Consider the following 13005-nt stretch of genomic DNA (forward strand, 5'->3'; position numbering starts at 1 on the left):
CCCTTTAGATAAGCTTCAAACGACTCAAAAATACTCTCACTCATTTTCATCCTCGTACATTTACATTTTATACTTTACGGTAACGACGCAAGCCGACAATATTGAGAACTGTCAAAGCGACAAGGAAGACTAGTAGAACACCAATATTTGGTAAAATATCTCCAAGTCCACGTCCGTAAAGAATAATCTGACTCATCGCATCACCTGAGTAGGTCAAAGGCAAGAATTTCCCTAGCATTTTTGCCCAGTCTCCCATTGAATCAAGTGGAATGATTCCTGAGAAAAAGAGTTGCGGCATAATCACAAGAGGAATAAATTGCATCATCTGGAATTCTGATTTTGCCAAGGTAGACAAGAGAATTCCGAAGGCTAGTGCCACCAGAGCCAGTACCACATTAACTATTATAACATTTAACAGACTTCCGACAACTTCAATTTTCAACAACCAGATGGCTGCTAGAACGACTACTCCTGTCTGCAGTATGGCAATAAAGCCGTAAGACAACATATAGCCGTAAACAATTTCCGAACGTTTAACTGGGGTTGCCAACAAACGATCTAGGGTTCCGCTAGTACGTTCTTTCAAGAGTGCCATCCCTGAAATCAAAAAGACAAAGAAGAAAACGACGAACCCAAGCAAAACAGGAATCATTTTAGCAAAGAAGCCGGTGTCCTCGTTACCATATTCATAAGATTCCTTAATTTCAGGAGATTTTACCTTTAGTTGTAATTGTGGAAGGGATTGATTCACACGGGCTAATAATTGATTGGTGTCTTCACTGGCAATACTGGTGCGTAATACTTGTCGGGTCACCGAAGTTTTAGAGGCATCTGTATTAGCATAGGCTACATGATATTCCCCATCCTTATAAGAGATAACTGCATCTACTTTTTCATCGTTTAAAGCCTCTTTAGCTTGATCCAAGTCTTTGTATGTTTTGACACTGACATGTTCTAAGTCATCCATCCTACTTACCAAACTACTTGGCACATCTTGTATCGCTAGCTTAACAGTCACCGTTGTACTAGCCGAAAACATGAGGTTCATCAGCCACATAATAAAGACTGGTGCCACAAACATTAGGGCCAGTGTCCGTTTGTCACGTAGCAATTCTTTGATGACTTTTTTTGCAATGGCAATTGTTCTCATTTCATTCTCCTTCTGCTTTCAAAAAGACTTCTTCAATACTTGAAACACCATAAGATTCTTTTAACTTGGATGGTGTATCAAAGGCTATGATTTTTCCACCTAATAGTAGACCGACCTTATCTGTCAGCTCTGCCTCATCCATGACGTGAGTTGTGACCAAAATCCCTACGCCCTTGTCTCTATGCGCCATCAGCTCTCGCCAGATTTTCTTTCGAAGAGAAGGGTCGATTCCAACCGTCGGTTCGTCCAAAATCAAGAGTTGAGGGTTTCCTAAAAGCGCAATAGCCAGCGACAAGCGTCGTTTCATCCCTCCGGAATAACCAGACACGGCCTTATTTAAATGATCTGTCAAGTCTACCACTTGAGCCACATGGGTAATTTCAGCTGTCAAATCTTTTTTAGGAATCCCTTTTAGCTGGCCGAAAAATTCCAAGTTTTCTTGTCCTGACAAAGCCTCATAAAGAGCATCTGACTGGGCCATATAGCCAATATCTCCCAGAATATGACGATTGGGCATGGTCTGGTCTAAGACTAAAGCGATACCGCTATCTGCCTTTTCCATCCCTAACATGGTTTTAATCATGGTTGATTTACCAGCACCAGAAGGACCGATTAGACCAATGATTTCCCCAGACTGTAATTCAAAACCAACGTGGTTTAACACAAGTTGTTGACCAAAAGATTTTTGTAAATCTTGTAAATGTAGCAATGTTTTCATTTACTTCCTCCTAGGTGAGCGAGCACTCACTTTTTTAAAGATAAATCTATTATAGTGAGTGAATACTCACTTGTCAAGTGATGATTTGAATTTTTTTAAAACAAAAAAATCTCACCGTAGGGAGAATATCTGGTTTATTTTACCTTACAGTGCTAGGAACCGTAACCGAAGATAATACTTGAGTATATCGAGGTAAGGTGACAACGTAAAAAGCCCTCTGAAGTCAGAGAGCTGATTTGAGCCCAGGCTAAAATCCTAGTGAAAAAGATGAAACTCCTTGTGTTCATCGAAAACTGTGTCGTTTCCCTATTTTCATACGGATTTTTGGCGCCCTTAGCATCATAATTCTTGCCGGATAAAACGTTTATAGACTAGGCGACAAGCCGAAGATTGTACTGATGGTACATCGAGGCGAAGGCAACGAAGTATAGAAACGTTTTAGACGCAAGATTAACGACGAAGTCCTAGAGAGTTGATCAACTCACGGTAACGGTTAACGTCGTTTTTACGCAAGTATGCAAGCAAGTTACGACGGCGACCGATTTTCTTCATCAATCCACGGTAAGTAGCGTGGTCTTTTTTGTGTTGTTTGATGTGTTCGTTAAGGTGGTTGATTTCCCAAGTAAGGACAGCAACTTGAACCTCTACTGAACCTGTATCACCTTCGTGACGTGCATATTGTGCAATGATTTCATTTTTTTTCTCTTTTGAGATTGCCATGATGTTTCTCCTTTTTATTTGGCTTCATCCGAGTGACAGGTTGGCATGCCTGCAACCAAGAAGAAGTTATTTGTCTTTACGACAGTTCTTATTCTACCAAGAAGCAAAGACTTTGTCAACTGATTTACTTTTTAAAAACTTGACCTACTCTACTGATTTCAGGGCTTCAAGCATATCCACCTTTCTCAAGTGGTGATTGACAAAGAGACCCAGTAAGGCTAAGATCACAGTCACTGCGACGATTGGAAGAGCATAGACTTCCCAGCTGACTCGTGGATAAAAAAGTATGGTGGCAGGTGAGATCATTTGAATCAAAAATTGATGTAAATAGTGGCCAGCTAGCAAACCGAGAGTAATCCCCACAAAAGACAGCACCATAGTCTCGCGGTAGATATAGAGGGTCACTTCTTTATTGTGGAAACCTAGAACCTTGATGGTCGAAAGTTCACGGATACGTTCTGCCACATTGATATTGGTGAGATTGTAAAGAATGACAATGGCTAGCAAGACGGAAACAAGGATAAGGATTGCCATGGTTTTATTGAGAGAATTGGCTACAGATTCAAAGAGGTGGATAGCTGTTGCATTTTGGATCACCCCAGAAACAGCAGTTTTTTTCATAAAGGCCGTAGCTTCTTTCTCCGTATTGGATGGTGTTGGCTTTTTTAATTTTACTAGGTAGGTATTATCTTTCGGACTGGTACCGTAGACTTGTTCGTATGTCGCTCGGTTGAGATAAACAAAGTGTCCAACATAGTTTTCAGAAATAGCTGCAACCTTGATTTCTTTTCCATCAAGCTCCAGCTTGTCTCCAACCGTAACATCTGCTAGTTGAGCTAGTTTTTGACTCACGACGGCTCCATCAGTGATCTCCACCTCTTGGCCATTTTCCTCTAATGCGATAAAGGGTTTGAAATTTTCTCTGCTTGTGACCATCATGGTGATAGTCTGAAGTCCTGCTTTTCCTTTGAAATCTTTTTCAATGGATTTAGAGTAGATTTTTTGGTAAGCATGGATAGGCTCAGATTGCAAGGCACTTTCTAGATCTGCTTTGTCTTTCTCACTTGCACTGCTCTTTTCCGCTACAATCATCTGGTATTGCTGGATTTGTTCAAATTGGCGCTCGGAAACTCCTCCCACAGATGACTGAATGCCAAGACCTGCAAATAGGAGAGCCACCGAACCTGCAACTCCAAAAATGGTCATCAACATCCGTTGCTTATATCGGAAAATATTTCGCGCCGTAACCTTATGAGTGAAGCTCAAACGACTCCAAATAAAGCTCAGGCGTTCCAGCAAAATCTTTGATCCCTTAACGGGAGGTTTGGGCAGCAAAAGTTGGGCTGCTTCATCGTGTAATTCCCTCCGCGCTACCAGATAAGCCGGCAAAACGCTGGATACCCAACTTAAAGCTAGGGCAATAAGACTATAAGACCAATAGAAATACTCGTGACTTTTCCCAACGACCATTCCAGCTGTTATAACATCCGAAATCACGCCTGCAAGGAGATAATGTCCTAGAAGCGTTCCTAAAACAGTTCCCACAGTTCCTGCAAGAAAACCATAGAGGACAAACTTGGCAACAATATCTTTATTCTGGTAACCTAGGGCCTTGAAAATACCAGCATTGGTACGCTCTTCATCCACAAAGCGAGTCATAGTTGTAAAGGTCACCATTGCAGCAACCATATAAAGCACCACTGGAAAGATATTCCCGACAGAACGAATACTTGCTGAAGCGTTACTGTACATGAGATAGCCTTGACCGCCTGGCATGGTTTGGCGGTTGTATACATGGTAAGTAGGCTCTGCCAGTTCATCAAGCTCTTTCTGGTGTTGTTCAAGCTTCTCTTTTTCCTTGGCTAGATTACTCTCTGTCTGAGCCATTTTTTCTTTTTCTGTAGCCAATTCTTCCTTAGTTTTTGTCAATTGCTCCTTGACTTGACTCTTTTGAGGCTCAGGCAAAGCGGTCACTTGTTCTTCTTGCGTTTTCAATCGACTTTCAACCTGTTCTAACTGGCTCTTGCCTTTTTGAAGGTTACCTTCAGCTGTTTGGAGCTGCTCTTTTCCATCTTCCAAGCTCTTTTGCCCATTTGCTTTGATACTTGCCAATCTTTTTTGACCATTATCGGCAAGCAAGTTTTGTAAGTCTTCCTGGTGTTGATCTCGTTTGCTTCTATAGTCTGATGAAAAAGCATCCAAATTTTTTAAATCATCATAGCGCACACGCGCAATGCTATAAACATCTGAGTCAAACTGACTGGGTAAAATCACTCCATAGCCAGCCAGGCTTCCATTTCCACTACTAGCCCCTCCCAAGTCTTCTTGAGAAAGGATCTCACCCGACTGAACAAATCCAGTAATTATGAAAGATTGGGATTTTATAACAGACTTTCCTTCTTCTTTCTTGCTAAAGGTAATTGTCTGCCCAATCTGATAGCGGTCTTTCCAGAAATCAGCCAAGGCAATTTCCCCATCAGCCTCTGGAAGTCGCCCTTCTGTCACTTGGAAGGTTGAAATTCCCTCCGGATTGGAATACAGTCGAACCGCTTCTTCACTATTTTCAACGGTTAGGTCTGCCATATAGCCAAACTCAACACTTGCTCCTTGAAGGGTCTTTAGTTCGTCCTGATCTTCTTTGTCCAAGCCATAATCTGCTATCACTGCCAAATCCAAAGTATTGGCTTTACGGAGATAATCCTCAGCCGTACGTTCCATATTTGGGCTAGTCACTTTGAGACCTACTAGAGCTAAAGACCCCAGCATCATCAAGGTCAAGATAGATAAAAAGCGTCCCTTGGAAGCAGTCACCGACTGGAGCAAGTCTTTTCGGTATGTTTTTTTCATGCTAATACTCCAATGTATCGATAGACTGTGGATGCTCATTGATTGTTACTCTCATAACAGTGGCATCACGCATGTGAATCACCCGATCTGCGATAGGAGCTAGCGAGCTATTATGAGTTACGATAATCACCGTCGCTCCCTTTTGACGAGACATGTCTTGGAGAATCTTCAAAACCTGCTTGCCTGTCTGATAATCCAAGGCTCCAGTTGGTTCATCACAAAGGAGGATTTTTGGATTTTTGGCTACAGCGCGTGCAATGGAGACTCGCTGTTGCTCCCCTCCAGAAAGCTGGGCTGGAAAGTTATTGAGGCGATGAGCCAGACCTACATCTGTCAAGACTTGTTCAGGATTCAAGGCATCTGTCACAATTTCTGAGGCCAACTCCACATTTTCCTTAGCGGTCAGATTGGAAACTAGATTATAAAACTGAAAAACAAAACCGACATCATTGCGACGGTAATTGGTTCTCTGGTGGGAATTGTAGTCGGCAATATTGACACCATCAATCCAGATTTCCCCCTCGTCATTGGTATCCATTCCCCCAAGAAGATTAAGAACCGTTGACTTGCCCGCACCAGATGCACCTAGAATGATGACCAATTCACCCTTTTCAATCTCAAAATTCACATCGCGATTGGCCACAATCTCCGTGTCCCCAACCTGATAACGCTTGTAACAATGTTTCATCTCAATATAAGCCATCATCAACCTCACTTTCTTTAACTACTTCTTAATATCATTATAACGCTTTTTCGAAGAGTTGGATACTAGAATAAAAAGAAAAACCTAGGTATTCCTAGGCTTTCTTTTTACAAATTATTTTCCAAGGTAGTATTCAGAAACTACGTTCAATTTTTCGTCAAATTCGAATACCAATGGTGGGAAGTTAGGGATTTCTACGTCCATGATTTCGTCATCTGACAAACCTTTGATGTGTTTTACAAGGGCACGGATTGAGTTACCGTGAGCTCCTACGAATACGTTTTTACCATCTTTAAGAGCTGGAGCGATTTTATCTTCCCAGAAAGGAAGGGCACGTTCCAAAGTCACTTTCAAGTTTTCAGCATCTGGAATAACTGAGTCGTCAAGTGAAGCGTAACGACGGTCAGTGTGAGCTGAATGCTCATCATCACGATCCATGTTTGGAGGCAATACATCGTATGAACGACGCCAGATGTGAACTTGCTCATCACCAAATTGTTCAGCAGCTTCAGCTTTGTTTTTACCAGTCAAACCACCGTAGTGACGTTCGTTCAAACGCCATGATTTTTCAACTGGAACCCACAATTGGTCAGAAGCTTCAAGAGCTAAGTTCGTTGTTTTGATAGCACGTTTCAATACTGAAGTGTAAGCTTGGTCAAATTCGATACCAGCTTCTTTGATCAATTTACCAGCGTCAATCGCTTGTTGTGTACCTTTTTCAGACAAATCAACATCAGCCCAACCAGTGAAAAGGTTAGCTTTGTTCCATTCAGACTCACCGTGGCGAGCAAAAACCAATTTTACCATTAGATGGATTCTCCTTTAAATTTTCCGAGGTTTCCCCTCGTTTATCTATTCTATTTTACACAATTTTTCACAAAAAAGCTAGTTAAAATCGACAAGTTCTGACAGTCAGGAAGCGTCCGAAAGCAAATTGATCTCATCCTGCCTAGGAACTTCTATAATTCATTACTTTTTATTTGCAAAAATAGAGGTTCTAAAATCATTTGTTTGATCTAGGTAGGCTTTAAAGACTGCTCTCTTAAGTTTATGGACGGCACTGTCAGTTTCTGGGTTATAGTCACTCCAACGAGGACCTGTAGCATCCTGTAAAACAGCTTGGTCCATGAGTTCTTGCAACTCATTTACTCTTTGAATGGTTTTCGTGGCATTGCTCATCCATGATTGCGTCGGATCTTTAAAAGTAACTTTATTCAAATGATCAAACTGAGCAACACGTTCTTGATACATAGCTTTTTTAAAGGCTACCCAAGATGAATACTGACCACCAAATAGCTTTTCTAAAACAAGCTTATCTGTCACTAATCCTTGCTTTTTACCGTAGAGGTTGATTGTCTGACCATTTTGTTTAGCAATTTCTTCATATTGGTTGGAAATATATGGGACCATACCATCTTTAAATCCTTTAGCAGCTAAGAGTTCATAAGCGATTCTTCGTCCCATAAGATCTCCAGGAGTTCCTTTCTCACTGCTCAATGCTGAAAAGATTGGTGCAAAGAGTTTAATCGTAAAATAGCCATTTCTCTCATAAGTGCCAGCCTGATACTCACGAGCCGAAAGGATGTTATTATCAATCAAACTATCAAAATTCGTCAATTTTTTAGCTTCATCTTCAGTCAAATTTTTCACAACATTAGTAGCATAAACATCATTTCCATCAGCAGGATCTGTTAGATAGTGGTTCTCGATTTTTCTCAGAGCTTCCATTTTCTGAGATACATTCAGTTTCTTAACGATCGATTGCCCTTCAAGATATTCCAACAGATAGATGAGGTCAAACATGTTATGAACATACTTTTGGAGATCGGATTCATCTTTGAATCGTTCCGTCGGATCTAAGACTTGTAGACGGGATCCTTCTAAGCTATCTGATTTTGAATGTTTCAAGATTGAGTTAATAGTAATGGTCGCATCATTTGGATGGTCTGGTGCTTGTAATAAGCCCTTAGCAAAGAACTCAGGTCCAAGACCACTTCTTCTACCATAGCCACCAAGATAGATTTCCTGATCGGAATCATGCGTCATTTCGTGGGTATACGTAATAGCGCCATCCTTATCCAACATACGGTAAGACATATAGTAGACGCCATCTCCTGTTGCGTATGCACCGTGATGATTATGAACTACCTTGTTACCAACTGGTCCAAAGAAATGTTGCATTGCAGGATTTGAATTCTCAAAGTCTGCGATTGTTGAAGCCTTTCCTTCAGTATGATCATCACCAAATTTATAGGCATCATAAAGCAGGATCGTACGATAGAGTTTTTCACGTCCCTGATTATCTAAAATACGATACCAATAATCGTAGTGATCTCGCTGACGCTTGGCTGTTTCACGCGCATTCTCTTCAACAAACTTATTGAGTTCATCTCCAGCCTTATAGTCGCTGTTGCGGTAGCGATCGTAAGCTCCAAATCCTAGGCTAGACAAGGTTGAGATGACAAATACAGATCTTTCTGGCAAAGTAAGGAGAGGCAAGACCATATTGCGGTATTTCCAAGTACTACTAGTAATTCGGTCATAAATACCGATAGAATACTTAGTCCCTTCTTGCTCTTGCTTGGATTTGACCTCTGCAATAGTGGATTTTTCTTCGACAATGAAAGCTTTGGTCTGTTTTTTAAACCAATCATTGTTGCTAGTGTTTGGTAAAAAGACTTTTCGGTAATTTTCTAGCGTACTAAACAAATCTGTCGTTCCATGATGGCTGGCAAGACTAATAGCATAAGTATCAACGTTGTTCTTAGCAAGCAGATTATTAAATCCTGATTTCCCTAACTCAATCAAAGTATCTAACGGAGATGCATTTCCTTTACCAAAGAAATCAAGGTGATACAAGACCAAGTCTTTAATATTGACCTGACCATAGCTAAAGTTATACCAACGCTCTAAGTAGCTCATACCAAGAAGTAAGGCTTCCTTGTTGCGCTTGATTTTATCTACGATGTAACCTGTCATTACTTGATTGTTTTCCACTAGACCAGCATCCGCTGACAAGAGTTTTCTCAGACTTTCTTCTAGATGCTCCTTCGTTTTAGCAAACTGCTCTTCTAGATAGAGCTCGGTTTGCTTCACTTTGGGTGAGATACCGAGTGTGTTTCTGATTTCATCTGAGTGATAATCTACCTTCTTCAATTCTGGTAAGACTTGCTGGATAATCGTTTCTTGATTATACAAGAATTGGTTTGGCGTATAGAGAAGCCCCGTATCTCCTAGACTATATTCTGCTAACTTAGCAAAATCAGTCTGGTACTTGAGATTGAGTTTCTCAGATGAATGATCTTTGTAGTGAAGCAAGAGTTTGTTTGCAGTCTGTTTGTTGGAAACAATATCTGTGATGACTTGGTCATCCTTCATCATGACTGCTGACAAGAGTTCTTTTTGATATAAAAGACTGTTCTCATTGACCAGGTTTCCGTATTTGACGATGGTTGCCTTGTTGTAGAAAGGTAGCAATTTTTCAATGTTCTTATAAGCCAAGGCGCGCTTAACTTGATAATTGACCACCTTAGAAAAATCACTTTCTTTACTACCACTTGTTGAAAGGGGCTCCACTGTTGGAGGAGTGAGAGGATTAATTTCTTCTTTTTTATTAGTCACTTCAGAAGCATCTAAAATTGTTCCTCTTTCCACAAATGATTCCTTGCTGACGACTTCTTCCCTGACCAAGGTAACATTGTAGACTCTATTAGCTTTGTTGCTGAATGTATTAGCCACCTTCATTTCATTATAGTGGTAACCGGTAATAGCATTCCCGTTGGTTACATTGACATCACTTAGTACATTGGTCAATCTTCCTGCATGCTGTTCCTCATTCGTCTTTCGATCCCACAAATATCCAGCCACACCCGCAACTCTACCAAAGTGCTTGACATTGTTGATATCACCTTCAGCATAGCTATCCTGTATATGCGCATCTTGGTCTACTAGACCTGCTAGCCCACCAACAGTCTGATCTGAACTATTCGTGTTGGATGAAATGGCTACTGTCGCTTTTGACTTAGTCAATGAAGCTCTGCCTCCTGTCAAATGACCGACCAGACCACCAATATTGTAGGCAGCAGTCGTTTCGTAGGTATTAACAATTCTTCCCTTAAAACTGCTCTCTGTGATACTTGATTGGTCTGCCTTAGCCAACAAACCACCGATACCACGTTCCCCAGCCAAAACACCATCGACATGAACTTGCTTAATCTTTGTGTTATCCGTAGCTTCATTGGCCAGTGAACCGATATCATCTTTACCTGAAATAGAGACATTTTTTAGGCTCAACTTTTCTACTGTGGCCCCTCTCAAGCTTTCAAAAAGAGGCTTTTTCAAGTTGTAAATAGCATAATGCTTGCCATCTTTTTCACCAATTAACTGACCAGTAAAGGTGCCCTTGATGTAAGATCTGTCATCAGGTCCCAACTCCACTTCGTTGGCATTCAAGCTAGCCGCTAAATGATAGGTTCCAGAGAGATTCTTGTTGATAGCTTTAACTAGGTTGCTAAAGGAAGTGAAGGTTGTTGTTTCTTCTGTTGCCTTTTTTGCGAGATAGAAGGTGAAATTATCGACATATTTATTTTCTAGCTCTTGCTGGAGTTTCTCAGCTTTGGCTATGATTTTATAAACTGATTGTCCATTTTTTATTTCTGCAGTTATTGAAGCGACAGGTAGATAGACATCTTTGAATGACGACGATTTTACCTTAACAAAGTAAGTGTCTATACTACTTGGAACACTGTCCAAAGAAACATGTTGTTTGTAAGTACCATTGGTCTGACTATATAACTCCAGATCAGAAACATTTCTTAATTCAAGTGTTTTTTCTGGATCTTTTTCTTTTGGTTTTTCAGCCGGATTTTCTGGTTTTGCTTGCTCAATATTGCCAGTATATTCTGGAAGAGGGGCAATTTGTTCGGGTTCGACTATTGCTCCCGATTGGGTGCCTGTATAAGTTGGCTTCTCAGCCGTTGCTGGTTCGACAAATGCTCCAGATTGACTGCCTGTATATTCCGGTTTTTCAACTGTCTCTGGGGCTATAATAGCTCCCGATTGCCCACCTTTATATTCTGGTAAGGAAGGCTGTGTCTCTGGTTCAACAATCGCACCTGATTGAGTTCCCTTGTACTCTGGTTGTGGAGTTACTTGCTCTGGTTCAACAACCGCTCCGGACTGGGGACCTGTATATGCTGGTTTGTCAGTTTTCTCAGGGGCAACTATTGCACCTGATTGCTCACCTTTATATTCTGGCAAGGAAGGCTGAGTCTCCGGTTCGACGACTGCTCCGGACTGAGTTCCTCTATATTCTGGTTTTTCGGCTGTTTCTGGTTCTACCAAAGCACCTGACTGGGCACCTCCAACCTCTGGTTCCTGCTTTTCAGGTTCAACAATGGAACCAGATTGAATCCCTTTGTACTCTGGCTGTGGGGCAACTTGCTCAGGTTCGACAATAGCACCTGATTGAGTTCCTCTATATTCTGGTTTTTCAGCTGTCTCAGGGGCTACAATAGCTCCCGATTGCTCACCTTTATATTCTGGCAAGGAGGCTCGTGTCTCTGATTCAACAATCGCACCAGCTTGCGTTCCCTGATACTCAGATTGCGAATCTACTTTCTCTGGTTCGACAATAGCACCGGACTGAGTTCCTCTATATTCTGGTTTTTCAGCTGTCTCAGGAGCTACAATAGCTCCCGATTGCTCACCTTTATATTCTGGTAAGGAAGCCTGAGACTCTGGCTCTCCTTTTCTTGCAGAGAATGGTGTTTCACTCGGAACGACTGCCTTCTTTGTTCCCTTTTCCACTACACGTGGCAAGGCTTCTTCTACTTTAGTTGAGAGAATATCTCGAGCAATTTCTTGCTTATCAACAGTGAAAATGCGAACAAGTTCAATCTGCTTCCCAGCACGACCTTCTTGTTTGACACGAATGGTTCCCTCTGCTAGTTCTGGATTCTCTTGAACCACTTCAGCAAAGTTTAGCTTGGTTTCAATCTCTTGATCTTTGTATAGAAGCTCTGGTTTGTTCACGCGGCCAGCTAAGACTTCATCCTGAGGATCCACACTAGCAATACCAGACGGCTTTTGATTGGGTGAATCTTGAGAAGGGATTGACTTGTCAGCAGGGCTTGTTGGAGACGGATTTTTCCGCTCATCTCCTACTTTTTGCCTACCTTCATTGATCTGAAAATGAGGTTGAACCATATCGTCTAGTTTCTGACCTCTAGCAGCAGTTTCTTGCAGACTAGCTTCCTTGTCTTGCTTAATATAACCTAGATAGGTATAACCTGACAGGACTCTTGGCAGAGGCAGACTATCTCCTTGGGATAATTGATATTCTTGATTATATTGGAGCAAGAGTTGATTTTCAATAGCCTGAACCGAAGAAACCAAACCGCTCCCCATGCCTGTTATCAGAACAACCTTCAACAGTGCTTTCTTCTTGCCTTTCTTTCTCGAAACAGCAAAAATAAGGAGTCCAACCGAAGCGAGAGCTCCACCAGTGAGGACGGTAACTAGATTGTTGTGCTCACCGGTATGAGGCAACTGACCTAGTTGGGCTTTCTCATCCATACGGTAGACTAGATAGTAAGTGCTCTCACTATCTTCAGCCACTTTAGGAAAATCCTTTACAATCAAGTCCTTCTCATGACTACTCAGTTCTGTATCCGTCACGTATTTGTAGTGAACAGATACATTTTCTTGAGCAAATACAGTTCCACTGCTCGCAATGGACACAAAAAATAGGCTTGAAATCGAAGCTGACACAAGTCCAATTGCTAATTTTCGTAAGGAAAAACGATGCTGCTTCTCTCCAAAAAACTTGTTCATTCTATATCCTCTCTATTATTTTATCCCTTTCAA

7 protein-coding genes are annotated in these 13005 nt (G+C 41.4%); all 7 read right to left on the bottom strand.

The features are described from left to right. Positions 1-67: 67 nt before the first annotated feature. On the bottom strand, positions 68-1150 hold the full coding sequence (locus QZ565_RS04355; protein WP_295526116.1) for an ABC transporter permease: 1083 nt from the start codon (positions 1148-1150) through the stop codon (positions 68-70). A 1-nt stretch (position 1151) separates the two neighbouring features. Then, complete coding sequence (locus tag QZ565_RS04360; RefSeq protein WP_000854373.1) at positions 1152-1868, bottom strand: ABC transporter ATP-binding protein; 717 nt, start codon at positions 1866-1868, stop codon at positions 1152-1154. Between the two features lie 450 nt (positions 1869-2318). Then, the gene (gene rpsO, locus QZ565_RS04365; RefSeq protein ID WP_001018251.1) at positions 2319-2588 is read right to left on the bottom strand and encodes a 30S ribosomal protein S15; all 270 of its coding nucleotides are present in this window, start codon (positions 2586-2588) and stop codon (positions 2319-2321) included. Between the two features lie 144 nt (positions 2589-2732). After that, complete coding sequence (locus QZ565_RS04370) at positions 2733-5441, bottom strand: FtsX-like permease family protein (protein WP_295526124.1); 2709 nt, start codon at positions 5439-5441, stop codon at positions 2733-2735. Further along, the gene (locus tag QZ565_RS04375) at positions 5437-6138 is read right to left on the bottom strand and encodes an ABC transporter ATP-binding protein (RefSeq protein ID WP_295526127.1); all 702 of its coding nucleotides are present in this window, start codon (positions 6136-6138) and stop codon (positions 5437-5439) included. Before QZ565_RS04375 ends, QZ565_RS04370 begins: the two co-directional genes overlap by 5 nt. A gap of 114 nt (positions 6139-6252) precedes the next feature. Continuing rightward, complete coding sequence (locus QZ565_RS04380; RefSeq protein WP_000240129.1) at positions 6253-6945, bottom strand: phosphoglycerate mutase; 693 nt, start codon at positions 6943-6945, stop codon at positions 6253-6255. 162 nt (positions 6946-7107) lie between these two features. Beyond that, on the bottom strand, positions 7108-12972 hold the full coding sequence (locus QZ565_RS04385; protein ID WP_295526121.1) for a ZmpA/ZmpB/ZmpC family metallo-endopeptidase: 5865 nt from the start codon (positions 12970-12972) through the stop codon (positions 7108-7110). Positions 12973-13005: the final 33 nt, after the last annotated feature.

The sequence above is a fragment of the uncultured Streptococcus sp. genome, from assembly GCF_915066115.1.
In the GTDB taxonomy this organism is placed as follows: Bacteria; Bacillota; Bacilli; order Lactobacillales; family Streptococcaceae; genus Streptococcus.